This window comes from Azoarcus sp. KH32C (assembly GCF_000349945.1).
In the GTDB taxonomy this organism is placed as follows: domain Bacteria; phylum Pseudomonadota; class Gammaproteobacteria; order Burkholderiales; family Rhodocyclaceae; genus Aromatoleum.
Map to the genome: position 1 here is coordinate 1887650 of NC_020516.1, position 17378 is coordinate 1905027.

16 protein-coding genes are annotated in these 17378 nt (G+C 65.5%); 9 read left to right on the forward strand and 7 right to left on the reverse strand.

Annotated elements, in window-relative coordinates; genetic code table 11:
* Window positions 1–5: 5 nt before the first annotated feature.
* The gene (locus AZKH_RS08305; RefSeq protein WP_015435304.1) at window positions 6–1211 is read right to left on the reverse strand and encodes an efflux RND transporter periplasmic adaptor subunit; all 1206 of its coding nucleotides are present in this window, start codon (window positions 1209–1211) and stop codon (window positions 6–8) included.
* Window positions 1212–1375: 164 nt separating this feature from the next.
* On the opposite strand from AZKH_RS08305, the gene AZKH_RS08310 reads away from it, so the two are divergent.
* Both AZKH_RS08310 and AZKH_RS08315 read left to right on the forward strand, forming a co-directional pair.
* Window positions 1376–1984: a TetR/AcrR family transcriptional regulator gene (locus tag AZKH_RS08310; RefSeq protein ID WP_041656021.1), complete on the forward strand. Its 609-nt coding sequence runs from the start codon at window positions 1376–1378 to the stop codon at window positions 1982–1984.
* 136 nt (window positions 1985–2120) lie between these two features.
* Window positions 2121–3545: a hypothetical protein gene (locus tag AZKH_RS08315; RefSeq protein WP_015435306.1), complete on the forward strand. Its 1425-nt coding sequence runs from the start codon at window positions 2121–2123 to the stop codon at window positions 3543–3545.
* A 49-nt stretch (window positions 3546–3594) separates the two neighbouring features.
* Here the strand turns inward: AZKH_RS08315 and AZKH_RS08320 are convergent, their stop codons facing one another.
* The 3 genes from AZKH_RS08320 to AZKH_RS08330 form a co-directional block, all read right to left on the reverse strand.
* Window positions 3595–4617, reverse strand: coding sequence for an AI-2E family transporter (locus AZKH_RS08320; RefSeq protein WP_015435307.1), 1023 nt, complete (start codon window positions 4615–4617; stop codon window positions 3595–3597).
* A 34-nt stretch (window positions 4618–4651) separates the two neighbouring features.
* Window positions 4652–5512 carry a Dyp-type peroxidase gene (locus AZKH_RS08325; RefSeq protein WP_015435308.1) on the reverse strand — a complete coding sequence of 287 codons (861 nt, stop codon included), beginning with the start codon at window positions 5510–5512 and terminating at the stop codon, window positions 4652–4654.
* A gap of 85 nt (window positions 5513–5597) precedes the next feature.
* Complete coding sequence (locus tag AZKH_RS08330; RefSeq protein ID WP_015435309.1) at window positions 5598–7598, reverse strand: methyl-accepting chemotaxis protein; 2001 nt, start codon at window positions 7596–7598, stop codon at window positions 5598–5600.
* A gap of 92 nt (window positions 7599–7690) precedes the next feature.
* Here AZKH_RS08330 and AZKH_RS08335 point away from each other — a divergent pair, with 92 nt between their 5' ends.
* Window positions 7691–8611, forward strand: coding sequence for a YihY/virulence factor BrkB family protein (locus AZKH_RS08335; protein WP_015435310.1), 921 nt, complete (start codon window positions 7691–7693; stop codon window positions 8609–8611).
* Here the strand turns inward: AZKH_RS08335 and AZKH_RS08340 are convergent, their stop codons facing one another.
* Complete coding sequence (locus AZKH_RS08340; RefSeq protein WP_015435311.1) at window positions 8612–9034, reverse strand: cyclic nucleotide-binding/CBS domain-containing protein; 423 nt, start codon at window positions 9032–9034, stop codon at window positions 8612–8614. It abuts the gene before it with no gap.
* A gap of 206 nt (window positions 9035–9240) precedes the next feature.
* Here AZKH_RS08340 and AZKH_RS08345 point away from each other — a divergent pair, with 206 nt between their 5' ends.
* Together AZKH_RS08345 and AZKH_RS08350 are read left to right on the forward strand one after the other, a co-directional pair.
* Window positions 9241–10428 carry an alpha-hydroxy acid oxidase gene (locus AZKH_RS08345; RefSeq protein WP_015435312.1) on the forward strand — a complete coding sequence of 396 codons (1188 nt, stop codon included), beginning with the start codon at window positions 9241–9243 and terminating at the stop codon, window positions 10426–10428.
* A gap of 41 nt (window positions 10429–10469) precedes the next feature.
* Window positions 10470–11309, forward strand: coding sequence for a Sir2 family NAD-dependent protein deacetylase (locus AZKH_RS08350; RefSeq protein WP_015435313.1), 840 nt, complete (start codon window positions 10470–10472; stop codon window positions 11307–11309).
* An 11-nt stretch (window positions 11310–11320) separates the two neighbouring features.
* On the opposite strand, the gene AZKH_RS08355 is transcribed toward AZKH_RS08350, so the two are convergent.
* A complete protein-coding gene (locus tag AZKH_RS08355) occupies window positions 11321–11623 on the reverse strand; it encodes a hypothetical protein (protein ID WP_015435314.1) in 303 nt (100 codons plus the stop codon).
* A 417-nt stretch (window positions 11624–12040) separates the two neighbouring features.
* Here AZKH_RS08355 and AZKH_RS08360 point away from each other — a divergent pair, with 417 nt between their 5' ends.
* The 3 genes from AZKH_RS08360 to AZKH_RS08370 all read left to right on the forward strand — a co-directional run bounded on the left by AZKH_RS08360 (window position 12041) and on the right by AZKH_RS08370 (window position 14738).
* Entirely contained in the window at window positions 12041–13456 is a 1416-nt protein-coding gene (locus AZKH_RS08360) for an integrase family protein (protein ID WP_015435315.1), read from the forward strand.
* Window positions 13457–13636: 180 nt separating this feature from the next.
* Window positions 13637–14407, forward strand: coding sequence for a hypothetical protein (locus AZKH_RS27235; RefSeq protein WP_015435316.1), 771 nt, complete (start codon window positions 13637–13639; stop codon window positions 14405–14407).
* Window positions 14408–14555: 148 nt separating this feature from the next.
* A complete protein-coding gene (locus tag AZKH_RS08370) occupies window positions 14556–14738 on the forward strand; it encodes a hypothetical protein (RefSeq protein ID WP_015435317.1) in 183 nt (60 codons plus the stop codon).
* A 38-nt stretch (window positions 14739–14776) separates the two neighbouring features.
* Here AZKH_RS08370 and AZKH_RS27240 read toward each other — a convergent pair whose 3' ends face one another.
* Window positions 14777–15016, reverse strand: a complete 240-nt coding sequence (locus tag AZKH_RS27240) for a hypothetical protein (protein WP_156822070.1) — start codon at window positions 15014–15016, stop codon at window positions 14777–14779.
* A 172-nt stretch (window positions 15017–15188) separates the two neighbouring features.
* On the opposite strand from AZKH_RS27240, the gene AZKH_RS08380 reads away from it, so the two are divergent.
* Window positions 15189–17174 (forward strand): AAA family ATPase, encoded by a 1986-nt coding sequence (locus AZKH_RS08380; RefSeq protein WP_015435319.1) that lies wholly within the window; start codon window positions 15189–15191, stop codon window positions 17172–17174.
* Window positions 17175–17378: the final 204 nt, after the last annotated feature.

Genomic DNA, 17378 nt, shown 5'->3' on the forward strand with positions numbered 1-17378 from the left:
CCTCCTCAGTTCTTTGCCTGGGCAGGCTGGGTGCTGTTGTTGGCGTTGCTCGTCGGTGCTCCGGCTTCCTGCGCCTGGACTGCGGCGCCCGGGCGCACGCGCTGCAGGCCTTCGACGATCACGCGATCGCCCGCCGCGAGGCCGGCGGTGACCACCCATTTGTCGCCTTGCGACTGGTCTGCGGTGACGGTGCGCGCTTCGACCTTCGCTTCGCCATTGACGACCATCACCTGCGCATTGCCGCGCGGATCCCGGCTCACGGCACCGTGCGGTACGAGCACCGCATCGGCCTTGACCCCCTGCGAGAGGCGCGCCCGGACGTACATGCCGGGCAGGAGTTCGCCCTTGGGATTCGGGAAGACGGCGCGCAGCATGACGCTGCCGGTGCCCTGGTCGACCGTCACGTCGGAGAACGCGAGCTTGCCTTCGGCGCCGTATTGCGAACCGTCTTCGAGCACAAGCTGCACGGGCACAGTGTCACTACCGGTGCGCTTGAGCTTGCCGGCGGCGAGGTCGGCGCGCATGCGCAGCAGATCGGCGCTCGATTGCGTGACGTCGACGTAGATCGGATCGAGCTTCTGCACCGTGACGAGGGCCGCGGCCTGATTCGCCGTGACCAGCGCGCCCGGCGTGACCGTCGAACGGCCGATGCGGCCTGCGATGGGCGCGGTGACGCGCGTGAAGTCGAGATCGACGCGGGCCTTGTCCACAGCCGCCTTGGCGCCGGCGACGTCCGCCTGGACCTGCTTCAGCGCGGCGGCCGCTTCGTCGTTGGCCTGCTTGCTGACCGCTTCGATCTGGACCAGCTCGGCATAGCGCTCGGCCTTGATCCGGGCGGCGTAGAGATTGGCTTCGGCGCGTGCGAGCGTCGCCTTCGCGCTGTCGTAGGCGGCCTGGTAGGTCGCCGGGTCGATCTGGTACAGGACCTGGCCTGCCTTCACCTCGCTGCCCTCGACGAAATTGCGCTGCTTGACGATGCCCGTCACTTGCGGACGCACTTCGGCGATCAGCCAGGGTGAGGTGCGGCCGGGCAACTCGGCCATCATCGGGACGGCTTCGGTTTGCACGGTAACGACCGTGACGGCCGGTGCGGTGGGGGCAGGGGCGCCCTGCGCGTTGCTCGGCGGCTTGTCGCCACTGCATGCGGCAAGGAGCAGGGCGCTTGTGATCGAGAGGGTCAGCGTTCTGGAGGGCAGGGTGGGGATCTGCATAAATCGCCTCGAGTTGGGGTCGCACGGGCGCCGCGCCTCGTGGGGGGCGGCCCTATGTCGAAGGTAGAATTGTCGTTCTAGATTGAACGTTCATTCTATGTTAGGCTGCCACTGCAGTGCAACAGAAAGTGAGGACGCACCGCGTTCCTTCGGAGATAGCTTCAATGTCTGCAGAACATGTCGATCAGCCTCGTGCGGAAGCGCGCCGCGCACAGATTCTATGTGCCGCGGCAGACTGCTTCCGGTCTCATGGCTTTCACGGCGCAAGCATCTCGCAGATATCGAAGGCTGCGGGGATGAGTGCCGGTCACATCTACCACTACTTCGAGAACAAGGAAGCGATCATCGCTGCGATCGTTGCGCGCGACCTTGAACACTTATTGACACTCACCGCGGAAATGAGATCCGCCTGCAACGTGAAGGAGGCGATGCTGGAGTGCGTGACGACGGGTGTGGAGGACAACCTCGAGCCGCATCATGCGGGACTGAACCTCGAAATCGTCGCCGAAGCTTCGCGTAATCCGCGGGTGGCGAAGATCGTGCACGATGCGGACATCGCGTGCCGCGAGAGCCTGCGCCTGACCGTGCGCCACATGCGGCGCGCGTCCGGGCACGAGGACGACGACGCCACCATCGCCGGGATGGTCGAAGTGCTTGCGGCCATGTTCGAGGGCTTGATGTGCCGCACGATCCGCAATCCGGAAATCGACAAGGCGACGGTGATGCGCCTGTTCCAGCGCGCGGTTCGCGATCTCCTCGAACAGCCGTCCTGACGATCTGCCGGGCGGTAAAGTGGCCGCAATATCGCGCCGCTAATCTGTGTCCGTTCCGGGTGGGAGGATGTCCTGCCTGGGCCGCGTTCCCACAGACCCGGCGCCGCCTCCGCGGCGCTCTCCCCGAGGATCAAGCATGCAACGCAAACTGATGGTGTTGTTCGTCGCTGCCGCGATCGCCGGCATGTCCGCAGCCGGTCATGCCGCCCAAGGCCCCAGCAGCAGCCAGAGCCCCTACCTGACGCCGGTGGCCAGCGGCGTGGAGTTCACGTCGATCCTGACCGTCGGCGACATGGTCAGGAAGAAGCACAAGGGCAACGAAAGCTACCGCATGGTCGGCATTCCCGACGGCCTCGGCGCCTACGACAACGGCGACGGCACGATCACCGTGCTGATGAACCACGAGCTGCGCAACACGGCGGGCGTGCCGCGCGCCCATGGCGCGAAGGGCGCTTTCGTGTCCAAGTGGCAGATCCGCAAGAGCGACCTCGCGGTGCTCAACGGGGAGGACCTGATCCAGCGCCAAGTGCTGACGACCTCGACCGATCCGGCGATCAACCGCCTCTGTTCGGCCGACTTGCCGGCCCGCAGCGCCTTCTTCAACAGCCACAGCGGCAAGGGCTTCAGCGAAGGCCGCATCTTCATGAGCGGCGAAGAGGTCGATGGTGCGGGGCGGGCCTTTGCGCACCTCGCCGCAGGGCGTGACCACGGCACGTCCTACGAGCTGCCGGCGCTGGGGAAAGCCGCGTGGGAGAATCTGATCGCGAGCCCGTTCGAACAGGACAAGACGATCGTCGCCGGGATGGATGACGGGGCACGCCTGGGCAGCAAGGTCTATTTCTACGTCGGCGAAAAGAAGGACAGCGGATCTCCGGTGGCGATGGCCGGCCTGACAGGCGGCATGACCTACCAGGTGCTGGCGGGGGCGGCCGCGACCGAGGCGACGATCGCGAATGATTTCGTCGCGCGCTTCAGCCTCGTGAAGACCGGCGGCACGGGCCTGAACCGGGTCGAGGACGGCGGCTGGGATACGCAGAACCCGAACCGCTTCTACTTCGTGACGACGGATCAGTTCAAGGGCAACAGCCGGCTGTGGAGCCTGACCTTCGACGACATCACAACGCCCGAGCGCGGCGGCGAGATCCGCGTGCTGATCAACGGCGCGGTGACCGGCCAGCAGATGATGGACAACATGACGGTCGACGGCGCGGGTAACGTCTGGTTGCAGGAGGATGTCGGCAACAATCCGCATCTAGGCAAGATCTGGAAGTACGAACCCGCGAGCGGCGCGCTGACGCTCGTTGCCGAGCACGACGCTGCTCGCTTCATCGCCGGCGCGCCCGCTGATATCGACGGGACCGATTCGAAGCAGTCGGATGAGGAGTCGTCGGGAGTCATCGAGGTCAGCGATTTGTTCGCGGGCGTTCCGGGCTACGACACGGATCTCTTCCGCTACTTCCTGCTCGACGTCCAGGCGCACTACAACAGCGTGAATGGCGCGCCGCTCGATGCCGAGCTGGTCGAGGGCGGCCAGCTCCTGATGATGCGGGCGCCCCGCTGATCCTCCGGTCCGCGGCGGAAGGCCGGTTACGGCCGGCCGCTGCGGCTGCTCAGACGAGCCCGCGCGAGCGCAGCTCGTCCTTGAGATAGGCGTAGAAGATCGGCGCTGCGATGACGCCGGGCAGGCCGAAGGCAGACTCCATCACCAGCATCGCCAGCAACAGCTCCCACGCGCGCGCGCGGATCTCGGTGCCCACGATGCGGGCGTTGAGGAAGTATTCGAGCTTGTGGACGCTGATCAGGAAAGCCAGCGACGCGAGCGCGATCTGCGGCGAGTGGGCGAGGCTGACGACGACGATCACGGTGTTCGAGATCAGGTTGCCGATGATCGGCAGCAGGCCGACGACGAAAGTCACCGCGATCATGGTCTTGACGAGGGGCAGGTGCGCGCCGAAGAGCGGCAGCGCGACCGCCAGATAGAGCGCGGTGAAGAATGCATTGAGCGCCGAAATCTTCACCTGTGCGAAGACAACGCGCCGGAAGGAACTCGCGAGCCGTTGTGTGCGCTCGGCCAAGGCCCTGGCTAGCGGCGCGAACTCGCGGCCGGCCTGCAACTCGTGCAGCGAAACGATCGCGCCGATGATCAGGCCGATCAGCACATGGGCGATGACGCGCCCGGCTTCCTTGCCGAGATTGCCTACTTCGGAGGCGTGTTCGCGCAACCAGCCCGTGATCATTTCCCTGATTGCGATGACGCCGTTGGGGATGTGGTCGACGACCCAGGGCGGCACCGATTCGCGTACCCCTTCGATGATGACCGCCATGCGGTTGAGGAGGCCGGCAAGGCTGCCGGTGTCGCCGCGGAAGAAGGCGACCGTTCCGATGCCAATGGCCGCGACGATGATCACCGCAAGCCCCACGACCAGCACGAGGGCCGCCGTCTTGCCGCGTCGGTTGGAGAACGATTTCTGCAGGCTGGGGGCGAGCAGATGGACCAGCTCATGGACCAGCAAGCCGGTGAGCAGGGCAGGCAGGAGATGAAGCTCCAGCACCAGCACGAGAGAGAGACCGGCCAGGATCCAGGCGGCAAGGAGGCAATGGCGTTCGGTCAAGGTCGGAATGGGGGCGTTCATGGGGTAAACGATAGCAGCTACGCCTGATGCGGGGTTAGAGCGCCAGACGGCCGTCGCGCGACGGGGGGCACCAGTAGTATCCGCCCGTCGTCGGTCGCGTGAAGCGGAACAGCCCGTCCACGATGCCGTCCTCGAGCCCGACCATGCGCCGCAACTGGGCTTCGAAGGCGTCGACGCTGTGGCCGAAGGCGACGAAGAGGAGTCCCGCCTGTGTGCCATCAGACCAAGGCATCGAACGGCGCAGCACGAAGGCCTCGGGCGTGAAGCTCTCCTGTGCGGTGCGTTTGACGTGCGCGGATTGGGGCGCATCGTCCAGCTCTTCGTTGTCGCTGCGGCGGCGGCCCATGATGTTGTCGCGCTCTTCGGGCTGCAGCGCGTCGAAGCCGTCGAGGTCGTGCACCCAATGCTGGATGGCGACGAAGCTGCTGCCGGCATCCGCACCTTCGGCGACGATCGCCGCGGCGACCGCGTCTTCGCCGTCGGGATTCTCGGTGCCGTCCTCGTAGCCGGTCAGGTCGCGGCCGCCGTCGTAGCGGAAGGCGTCGGTCTTCTGCACGAGGCGCAGCGCCGGGGCCAGGGCGGCTTCGATGCGGCGGCTGCGATGCAGCAGTTCGCCGCGGTCGCCACCGCGCAGCCAGCACCACAGTGCGTGCTGGGAGGAGGGGATGTCCACACCGTTTCCGCTCAGCGCGGGGAAGACCCGCAGGCCGGCGACCTCTAGCCCGAGGGCTTGAACGAGCGATTCGCCGAGCCCGACGACGGTGCTCGTGCCGTCGACGATGTTCGTCAGCCGGTCGAGCGCGGCCGGCAGGTCGGCGGCTGATTCCAGTGCGAAGAACAGGTGCTGTGCCTGGGGCGGCACCGCGTCGAGGATGCCCGCTTGGTACTGACTCATGTCTGCTCCTTCGAATGGATTGCGCACTTGCCGGATTCTATTCGAAGGGGCACGCGGATTGCTCGCGTCATGTTGCGAGACGCGCTCAGACGTTCAGTCCGGAGACGGCGCCGCGCAGCTTGCCGGCGAGCTCGCGCAGGTCCTCGATCGCGGTCGAGGTCTTCTGCGCCGTGCCGTGGTTTTCGTCGGCCATCGCGGACATGTTTTCGATGCTGCGGGCGATGTCATTGCCGGCTTCGGTCTGGGCCTGGGTGGCGACGACGATCTCGCCGACGAGCGTGGCGGAGCGGGTGACTTCGTCGTGGATGGACGCGAGTGCGCCAGTGATGCGCCCGATGATCTCGGAACTGGTATTGACGCGGTCGCTGCCCTGGCGGATGCCGAGCGCGACGGCATGGATCTGTTCGCGCATCTCGCGGATCGTGCCGGCGATCTCGCGCGTCGAGTTGCCGGTGCGGTCGGCGAGCTTGCGCACTTCGTCGGCGACGACGGCGAATCCGCGTCCGACTTCTCCGGCGCGGGCGGCTTCGATGGCGGCATTGAGGGCGAGGAGGTTGGTTTGTTCGGCGATCTCGGCAATTACACGCACGACCTGATCGACGTTGCGCGAACGCTCTTCGAGCGAGAGCACGGCCTGCACGGTGGTGGCGATGTCGGCGACGATCTGCTGCATGTCTGTTGCCGCCCGGTCGGCGATGCCGCGGCCTTCGGACGACAGCTCGGCAGCGCGGCTGGCGATGCGGTTCGTGTCCTGCGCATGTGCGGCGACCTGCTGGAAGCTTACCGCGAGCTCCTGCACGGCGCTCGAAGACTGGGCCGCGGCATCGCTCTGCCGTGCCGACGCGGTGGTGACCTGCGCGACCTGGCGCGTGAGTTCGTTCGCTGCGCCTTGGGTTTCGCCGGCGGCGTCGATGACCTGGCCGATCAGGCGCGAGAAGCTCTCGGCCATGGTGTTGAAGGCACGGCCGACGTGGCCGATCTCGTCGCGCGTGCGGACGGCGACGCGGGTGCGCAGGTCGCCGTCGGCCATCGCGTGGGCGGCCTGCTCGAGCTCGCGCACGGACCGCAGGATCGACGAGTAGGCGCCGGCAAAGAGGTAGCCGACCAGCGCCGTGCCGAGCGCAAATCCGATCAAGGTCCACAGGAAGGTCGCGCGGGTGCGCTCTTCGCGTTCGAGCATCCTCCGGTCGAGGGCGGGCAGCAGTTTGCCGGCGAACTCGATGCCGGCGTCGAGCGCGAGCGTGCCTTTCGCGTGGAAGTCGGCCGGAGCGATGTCGAAGTCGGTGGTGTTGATGAGCTTGGTCGTGAGGTATTCCTGAATGCCGAGGGTCGCGAGGTTGAGTGCCTGGAGCGGTTCGACGAGTGCCGGCTGGAGGGCCGGGTCGAGCCGGGTCGCCTTGGTGGTGCTGCCGTCCATCCACGTCAACAGCGAATCGAAGCTGCCGCGCACGAGGCCCATCGCTTCGCGCTGCGACATGCTGATCTTCTTGCGCGCGACGATGCCCACACCGACGTTGCGCGCCTGGCCGAGGTTGCGCACGAGCGGTACGAGCTGGCCGTTGAAGAGGTCGGCGAGCCCCTGCGTGAGCACTTCGTCATTGAGACTCAGCTCGCCGTGGTCGACAATGTCTTCGCGCAGCGCGAAAAGTTGGGCAAGGAGTTCCTCGTGGGCGTCGCGCACGGCGTCCGCGTCGTCGGCCGGCAGTGCGCCAAGTGCGCGCCATTTCTGCATGATGGCGGAGCCAGCGTCCGCGGCTGCGGGATCGGCGAAGACGCCGGGCGCGATGCGTTCGAAGTCCTTCGTCGCGCGCGAGGCCAGCGTCTGCAGCGAGCTGTCGCCATGGGCAGCCGCGAGCACCGCCGCGTAGCGGTCCTGCACGCTGCGGACGAGCTGCAGCGTCGGCATCTGCAGCGCGAGTGCGGCGCGTTGCCGCTCGATGTGCGCGATCGACTGAAGGGCGTCGCGGACGAACAGTGCGGTCACGGCTGCCAGCGGCAGCGCGAAGAGCAGGAAGGTAGCGAGCAGCTTCCAGCGAAAGCTCAAACGCGCGGAGAGCCAGGTCGCGGGGCGCAGAAGGGTGTTCATGTCGTGAAGTCTCTGCTTGTGGTGCGTGGGGACGGGCAGGCTACTGCGCCGATGTGTCCCGCTTATTACAGGCAGCAAGGAAACCAAACAGGATGCCGATGGCGGCGATGCGGAACTCGTTGAAATTTTGGCTCGACGTGGTCAAGGCGACCGTCCGCCTGTGGCTGGACGCGCAGGTGTTCGTGCATGCCGCGGCGCTGGCGTTCTTCACCGTGTTTTCGGTGGCGCCGGTGGTGATCGTCGCGGTGACGATCGTCGGCCTGGTGCTGGGGGAATCGGCCGCGCAGGGCCAGATCGCGGAGCAGCTGAAGGCGGTGATCGGGCCCGAGGCCGCGGCGGCCGTGCAGACGGCGGTCGAGGGCAGCCGCATCCAGCGCAGCGGCATCCTGCCGTCGCTGGCGGGTTTGGGCGCGCTGTTGTTCGGCGCGACGACGGTGTTTGCGCAGATGCAGAACGCGCTGAACTCGATCTGGGGCGTGGCGCCGCGGCCGACGCGCAACAGCGTGTTCCTCTATGTGAAGGGGCGCATGCTGTCGCTGGCGGTGGTACTGGCGATCGGTTTCGTGCTGTTGGTGTCGCTCTTGCTGAGCGTGGCGGTGCAGGCGCTGGTGGTGTTCGCGCGGGACTGGATACCCGTTCCGCCGTTCTTGCTGGTGGGCCTCGACTGGGCGGTGTCCCTGTTCGTCGTGACGCTGCTGTTCGGGACCATCTTCCGCGTGCTGCCGGACGTGCTGCTCGGCTGGCGCGACGTGCGGGTAGGCGCGTTCGTGACCGCGCTGCTCTTTGCGTTCGGCAGATTGCTGATTGCGCGCTATCTGTCGACGACCGCGACCGCGTCAGCGTATGGCGCGGCCGGTTCGCTCGTGTTGCTGCTGATGTGGGTCAACTACTCGTCGCTGATCCTGCTCCTCGGTGCCGCCTTCACGCGTGCGCATCTGGAAGCGCGGGGGCGCCCGGTGCGCCCGCGCATCACGGCCGTGCGCGTGCATCGTGAGCTGATGCAGGATTCCTGATCAGGCGATGTGCTCCCATAGCGTGGTCTCTTCCTCGAAGCGGTCCAGCTCCAGCCCCTCGAAATCCGCCCGTGCGACGATCGCGACCACCTTGCCGTTCCTGACGACGGGCAGGTGGCGGAAACCGCCGTCGTTCATCAGGCGCAGGGCGTCGATCGCGTGCGCATCGGGTGGAATCGTCACCGGCTTGTGAGTCATCACATCGTCGAGCTTGGTGTGGGCGGCGTCGGCCTCGTTGCCCAGCATCCGGACCGCGTCGCGTCCGGTGAAGATGCCGAGCAGATGGTGGGCACGATCGGCGACCAGCACCGCTCCGACGTGGCGGTCGCACATCCGTTCGCAAGCAAGCTTCACGCTCGCATCCGGCGGCAACATCAGCGGGTCCTGGTCCTGGACGATGTCGGAAATGAAGCGATTGGTCATGGTGGTCCTCTCTTGCCGTGGCTCCCCCAAGCCCTCCCTGTGAAGCTTTCAATGTAGCAGCTGATTGCGACTAATTCTTCCCGCTTGTCGAGGAGTGGAAGCCCATAACGACGCCGGGCCCGGACTGCGCGGGACTTCCGGCACGTGCTGGGCAAGCGTCAAATGCCATGTCATGATCAGCGCCCGTTGCGAGCCGATCCGACTGCATGATGACGAAGCGCAAACTCTACCGTGGCAGCGACACGCGCCGCGCCCAGAACATTGCCGAACTGCGGGCGATGGCGGCGGCGCGCGTGCCGAACTTCTGCTTCGAATACCTCGAAGGTGGGGCGGACGACGAGCTGACGCTGCGGCGCAATCGCAGCAGCTACGACGCGATCACGCTGCTGCCGCACACGCTGGTGGATGTGTCGGAGCGCGACCTGGGCTGCGAGCTCTTCGGTTCGCGCATCGCGATGCCGATGGTGATCGCGCCGACCGGCTTCAACGGGCTGCTGTCGCACGAAGGCGACCTGATGCTCGCCGAGGCGGCGCGCGAGGCCGGCATCCCGATGTGCCAGAGCATGGTGTCGACGGTCGAACTCGAACGCCTCGCGGCAACGGGCGTGCGCCACTGGATGCAGATCTATCCCTTCAAGGATCGCGACAACATCGCGAAGATCGTGAAGCGTGCCGAGCGCGCGGGCTCGGAGGCGATCGTGCTGACCACCGACGTTGCGCTCTTCGGCAACCGCGAATGGGACCGCCGCAATTACCGTGCGCCGATGAAGCTTGACGCCGCGAACCTGCTGCACGTCGCGATGTCCCCGCGCTGGGTGTGGGACGTGCTCGTGCCGCACGGCATGCCGCGCTTCAAGAATCTCGGCGACTTCCTGCCTCCGGGCCAGGACAGCGCGCGCAATGCCGCGACTTTCCTGTCCAAGCAGATGGATCCGTCGCTCAACTGGCGGGACGTGCAATGGCTGCGCGACCTGTGGCCGCGCAAGCTGATCGTCAAGGGCATCCTGTTGCCGTCCGACGCCTTGCGTGCCCGCGAGATGGGCGTCGACGGCATCGTCGTCACGAACCACGGCGGCCGTCAGCTCGACGGCTGCCCCGCGCCGATCGAGGTGTTGCCGCAGATCCGTGAGGCGGTAGGGCCAGGGATGACGGTCATCATCGATAGTGGTTTGCGCCGCGGCAGCGATTTCGTCAAGGCGCGGGCGCTGGGCGCGGATGCGGCGATGACGGGACGGGCGACGCTCTATGGTCTCGCGGCCGGCGGAAAACCGGGCGTACTGCGGGCGCTGGAGATCCTGCGCACTGAAATCGACCGCACGCTGGGCCTGCTCGGCTGCCCCGTGCTCGGCGAGGTCGGCGCGGACTTCGTGCGCGCGCCGGCCTGCCGGCTTTGAGGCTATGGTGTGCCTTCAGGAATTAATTATCGGGAGCCGGAATGCCATCGGACGAACGTTTCATCCGTGCGGCTTCTTTGATCGAACAGGCGGACGGGCTGCTGATCACCGCCGGCGCCGGTTTGGGCGTGGATTCCGGCCTGCCGGATTTTCGCGGAAGTCAGGGGCTATGGCAGGCCTACCCGGCACTCGGGCGGGCGCGGATGCATTTTCAGGAAATCGCCTGCCCGGATGCGTTCCGGGAACACCCCGAGCTGGCGTGGGGCTTCTATGGCCATCGGCTGAAACTGTATCGGGAGACGCAACCGGGGCCGGCTTTCGGCATCCTGCAGGCGATCGCGAGCCGCCTGCCCGCAGGGGCATTCGTTTTCACAAGCAACGTCGATGGCCAGTTTCAGAAGGCCGGATTCGATCCGCTGCGCATCCTGGAATGCCACGGTTCCATCCACCACCTGCAATGCATGAATGGCTGCACGAACGCGATCTGGCCGGCGGACGGCTTCACGCCCGAGGTCGATGACGACGCCTGCCGGCTGACGAACGCAATGCCCCGGTGCCCGCGCTGTCATGGGCTCGCGCGCCCGAACATCCTGATGTTCGGCGATTGGGAATGGATCGAGGATCGGACGCACGAGCAGGAGGTCCGGCTCGGCACTTGGCGCCGCAGGCTCGATCGCCTCGTCGTGATCGAAATCGGCGCGGGGACGGCGATCCCGTCCGTGCGCCTCTTCGGCGAGCGGCAGGACGCGCCGCTGATCCGGATCAATCCGACGGAAGCGAAAACGTCGAGCGAGCGCGGCGTGTCGCTGCCGATGACGGGCGCGGAGGCGATGCGCGGCATCGCCTCGGAGCTGGCCGGAACCGGTTTCCTGGAAGCCTGAATGCTGCGGCGTCAGCGCGCGATCGACACGACCTGCCCGGTACGTGAGTCGACGATCGCGCTCGGGCCGGCCGGCGCATAGTACCGGCCATCCTGCCCAACGTAGCCCGGTCCGACCGGCGTATACACCTGGCCGCTCTGCACATCCACGGCGAGCCCTGAATTCGATGCCGGTTCACATCCGTACACGACGGCCCGGTCGTTGATCCAGCAGGACCTTCCATCCCGTGTCTGCACTCGCGAATCCGCCAGTGCCGACAACGAAAAGGCCGCGGCGACGGCGGCAAGGAGCAGGAGTCGGAGTCGGAGTCGCATGATTCACCTCCCTTGCGGCTTGTTGATCCCTATACCCGAAACATAGGGGGCGAGCGCGGCGGAGGAAACGGAAAAAAGGCCCTGTCCCAACAGGATATTTGTCATGCCCGGGGGCAGGAATGCGCGGCCCGCGGCTACACCGTGGCTACTCGATATGCATAAAGCAAAAAGCCCGACGGGGTGTCGGGCTATTCACTAGTGATCGCGCTGGTGCCGGCAACAGGAATCGAACCCGTGACCTACCGCTTACAAGTCTGCAATAAGCCACGTTTGTCGGGGATAGACGAGCGGCGACAAACTGGCTGAAAGCAGCGCCAACAAAGGGAAATTACCGAATGGTGTAGCAGTTGTGGAATAGACCGGAATAGACGAAAATCACATTCATTCGTTCCCCAGTCGTTCCCCGAGGAGCACGCCATGCCCCGCCAGCGCCTGACCCTTCCCCGCATCGCCGCCTTCAATCCGAAGACCGAGGGATTCCTTTGGGATGAGGACATGCCGCGTCTTGCAGTGCGAGTCCGGCCCTCTGGTGCGAAGTCGTTTATCTTCAAAGGAACGCTGAATTACCGGGATATCCGCATCACTCTCGGCAGCACCGAGGCATGGACGATTGAAGCTGCACGCGAGGAGGCTCGGCGGTTCCAGCGGATGATTGATAAGGGGATAGACCCCCGAGAAGCGCTGAAGGAAGAGGAAGCGAACCGGGTAGCTGAAGTCGCCGCCCGCACTGCGGCCGTCGAAGCCGCCGAACGTGAAGCCGAGCGCTCTAAGACGCCTGCTATTGAAGCGTGGAATGTGTATGTCGAAGCGCGTCGGCCCGATTGGGGTGAGCGGCACCTGAAAAACCATCAGTTGTTCGCGACTGCTGGCGGCAAACCGAAGGGAAGAGGCCGGCGGCCGGGGGAGGGCGACGCAACGCAGGCAGGCCCGCTGCACGACCTGCTTTCCCGCCCACTTGGAGAGCTTGACGCCCTTGCGGTGAAGGCGTGGCTGGAGGCGAATAAGGGGAGGCGTCCGACATGGACTGCGCAAGCCTACCGGGCCCTGCGCACCTTTATCGGCTGGTGTGGCGAGCATCCCGAATACCGGCATTACATCCATGCCGACGCCTGCACTCAGAAAGTAGTGCGAAATAGCGTTTCTGCCTCAAAGCCAAAGGATGATTGCCTCCAGCGCGAACAGTTGCCGCTGTGGTTCCAGTATGTCCGCAAGCTGCCGAATCCGGTCCATGCTGGCTATCTGCAGGCCCTGTTGCTGACTGGCGCACGCCGTGAAGAGCTGGCCGGCTTGCAGTGGGAGGACGTGGATTTCCAGTGGAAGAGCATCACCATTCGCGACAAGGTGGAAGGCACTCGCACGATTCCGCTGACGCCGTATGTCGCTTCTCTGCTTCGCGACCTTAAGGCGCGGAACGATACCCCGCCGCGCGAATACCGCATCCTGCATGGCAAGCGAATCAAGAACGACCTGGAGAACTGGAAGGCCTCGCCGTGGGTATTCAGTAGCCCCAAGGCTGCATCGGGTCGGATTCAAGAGCCGCGCATCGGGCATAACAAGGCTCTAACTGCCGCTGGTCTGCCGGCGTTGTCGCTTCACGGTCTGCGCCGTTCATTCGGCACGCTCTGCGAATGGGTGGAATGTCCGGCTGGCATCAGTGCGCAAATCATGGGGCACAAGCCTAGCGCACTTGCTGAGAAACATTACCGCCGTCGCCCTCTCGACCTTCTGCGTATGTGGCACACCAAGATTGAGGGCTGGATTCTGGAACAGGCCGGCATTGAGCAGCCGCGCCAGGAAGAGGTCGTGCCCGCGCTGCGGGTGGTGGCGAACTGAGCATCACCGCGTCGGGACAGAGGCAAGATGGAAGACCGACCAAGTGCGCGGGGGAATTGCTTCCTCTCTACCTGAGAAAATCTGAGTTTTGCCGCGCCTAGGACGGCCATCCGAAAACGGGGAAACCTTCGCCCCGCTGGCGCGGCACCCAACGAAGGAGCGCAAGAAGGAGCGCATCGTATGAGCAAAGTAACCAAGGCCCCGCCGCCCATCTCGCCGGTTTCCGGCCGTGGTGGTGCATTCGTCAGGCGAAGGCCGGCGGCAACGCCCCCGAAATGGGAGTGGTGGGCACGGCTGGGAAATGTTCTTCCGTGGGAGGCCGCCGCCCTGTTTGTCGGCATTGAGCCGGGAAGTGTGAATCAATGGCAACGCGAGACATTCCCCGACGACGACACCTTTGAGCGTTTCGAGTGGTACTGCCGCATCATCAAATCGAAAACCCCGGCGACTGGGCATTCCAGCCCGTGCGCGAACCTGTCCGCCCTCGCATCGTGGGCGCTGTCCGAAGGGCTGGGCATCCCCGACGAGCTGCGCCGCATGGCGGTTGCCGCCCCCTGCGTAGCAGAGGCCGCGCCGCCGACTGGGACGCCCTCGCCCGATGCGACTGCACGCCCCGAGGAGGTGCCCGCCGCGCCGCCGGCATCGAGCGCCAGAGCGGCGACCGAGTACGCAACGACTGCACGCATTTGCGAGGCTTTCCCACACCCCAAAACCGTGAAGCCGCAGAACTGGGAAACAGGCCGATTTTTGAGCGATTGCCCGGCGTGGCTGAAGTCCGCCAGGGTATCAGCAGGAAAGCGCGGAGTATCCGCCATGTGGAGCCCCGCGCAGTTTGCGCTTTGCATGGTATCGGAAAGGCATATCAGGAAAGGGCAGGCCGCCACAATAGTTAGCAGGGAGTTCCCCGCGTGGCTTGACGAGTGGGAGCGCATCACCGAATTTCTCGAATGACTTACCGGCATGCTGCGCCGGTAATCTTGCCGGCACGAAAGCCTAGAAGCCGCGCCAGCACTGGGAGTTGCTGCCGGCGGTAAGCAGGCCGCGCATTGCCGGTAATCAGGCTGTGTCTCGTCACATAGAGAGACGAGGGCACACAGCCATGCACCAGACGATTCAAACCGCTACGCTCGCCAAGGCGACTGACCGCAAGCCCGCTAGCATCCGCACTGCCGTATGGCGTAACGGCCATTTCTGCGGCATCAAGCCTATCAAGCTGCCGAACGGCCGCCTTCTGTGGCCTGCCGATGCGGTGGAACGCTTGACTGCCGGCGAGGTGGCGTAATGCAAAACGCCCGCCCCCAAACTTCGGAAGCGAGCGCCCTAGACAGCGCCAATTCTAACGCGGAACGGTTCCAAGGGACCGATAACCTCCGCCACCTTCGCGCGCTCGCGCTGCTGCTCCAACGCCCCGCCAAGCGCGAAGAACTCGACCGCGCTGCCGGTTGTAGCAACGGCCCCGAGCTGGTGGCAGAGCTTCGCCGCCGTGGGCTGGCCGTTCCATGTGAGCGAGTGGAAGCCCTCGACCGTGACGGCCGCCTCTGCCGCCCTGGCGTGTACCACCTGACCATCCGCGACCGGCGGAAGATATCCCGCTGGGTTTCCGAGCGTGGCACCCGGCATAGCGGGTTCATTGCGCCCGAGCTTTCCGCGTGGCTGGCGCTACTGGCTGGCCCCGCTGCGGTTGTCTCTACTGCTCTGCTGCGCTCAGTCGGGTGGCTGTGAGGTGGGCGCTATGCACAACGGACACGAAACCGAACGCGCCCGCCACGCACTTTGGAGCCTCGACGCCGGAATCGAGCGCGCCGAATGGGTGCGCACTGGTATGGCCGCGAAGGCTGCCGGACTCCAATTTGAGGACTTCGACGAATGGAGTAGCGGAGCAGGCAACTACGCCGGCAAGGCCGATTGCGCTGCAGTGTGGCGAAGCATCAAGGAGGACGGCGGCATCAAGGCCGGTACCCTGTATGCGATGGCTAAGGCTGCTGGTTGGAGAGATGAGCATGTCACGCAGCAGCAGAGGCCGCACCAGAGGCGCCAGAGCCCCGCGGAAGCCTCGCAGCAGCCCGAGAAAGGCAAGCGGCTGCCCTTCGACGTACAGGTCGCATGGAAAACCGCAGAAGCTGCCAGCGAAGCGCACCCGTACATCGAGAGGAAAAAGGGTAGCGTGACCGGCCTGCGCGTCTATCGCGGCCCGCTGTGCATCGCGGGTCAGCTTGTAGACGGTGCGTTGATGGTGCCCGCCTACGACATGGCTGGCACGCTGCAAACCGTGCAGTTCATCCCCCCTCAAGGAAAGAAACTGAATGCGCCCAGCCTGCCGATGACTGGCGCTTTTGTGGTGGGACGCATCACCTCACCGGGAACCGGGCAAAGGGTCGCAATCGTCGAAGGCATCGGGCAGGCGTGGAGCTGCAACCAAGCCGCCAGCATGCCCGCCGTGGTGGCCTTCGGAGCCAGCCGCATGGAGCAGGTGGCGCGAGCTTTCCGCGAACGCTATCCGGCTGCGCGTCTGGTGCTGGTAGCCGACGCTGGCAAGGAACAACACTGCGCGAACGTGGCAAAGGCGATTGGCGGGGCCGTGGGATGGGTGGAGATGCCCGCCGATTCGCCGCAGAACTTCGACTGCAACGACCTGCACCAGAGGGACGGACTCGACGCGCTCGCCGGCCTGCTGCGCAATCCGAAGATGCATCCGGCACGCTTCGAGCTGCTGACGCCGGCCGATTTGGCGAGCCTGCCGCCTGTGCGCTGGCGCGTGCGCGGTGTCCTACCCGCCGAAGGCATCGCGGCCCTGTACGGCCCGAGCGGAAGCGGGAAATCGTTTCTAACGCTCGACCTGCTGGCGGCCGTGGCCTCCGGCCGGCCGTGGTTTGGCTGTCGGGTGAAGCCTGCCCCGGTGTTGTACGCGGCCCTTGAGGGCGAAGCAGGCATCGCGCAGCGCATTCAGGCGCACCAGACGAAGTATGGCCCGCTACCGGCTGGATTCCGCTTCCTGCTGCAGCCGCTCGACATTCGAAAAGAGGGCGACCGCGCCGACCTTGCAACAGCCGCCCACGCTGCCGGCTGTGTCGGGGGGGTGCTGGTTATCGACACGCTGAACCGCGCCGCGCCGGGAGCCGACGAGAACGACAGCGCCAGCATGGGCGAAATCATCGGCGGGGCGAAGGCGCTACAGGCAGAGCTTGGCGGGCTGGTGCTGCTCGTGCATCACACCGGCAAGGATGCAGCGCGAGGCCTGCGGGGCCATTCGAGCTTGCATGCCGCCCTTGATGCCGCCATCGAGGTAAGCCGCAACGACGACCGGCGGGAGTGGCGCACCAGCAAGAGCAAGGACGGCAACGACGACCAGGGAAACCCGTTCCGGCTTGAAGTGGTGGAGCTTGGCGAGGATGACGACGGAGAGCCGGTTTCGTCGTGTGTCGTGATGCCCGAGGAACCGGCCGGGGATGCTGTGCGCCGGGTGAATCTGCCCTCTGGCGGGAATCAGCGAATCATCCTCGACGGCCTGCGCGAACTGCTGCGGGATTCCAAACGCTTCGGCATGGCGGGCGCGCCGCCTACCCGCCCCTGTCTGGAACTGGAAGAGGCGATAGCAAAGACCCGCGACCGGCTGGCGGTCGAGCCCGACCGAAAGACCGAGCGCACCAGGGCGGCGATTGTCGGGCTGGTAAATCGCCGGGCAGTCGAACTGCGGGAGGGCTGGCTATGGCTTCCGTAACCATCCCCGCCCGGTTTCCCCGTTTTCCCCCGCCCCTTATAGGGGCGGCGGGGAATTTCGGGCCTACAAATCCCCGTTTCGGGCCGTTTCGGGGAATTTCGGGGAGGGGTGTGGATGGCGGGTAATGGTGAAGGAGCGGCCCGATAAAGAAACACGAGAAAACGGAAACACGGAGCGAGCCATTTAAAAAGGCGAAAGAAGGCG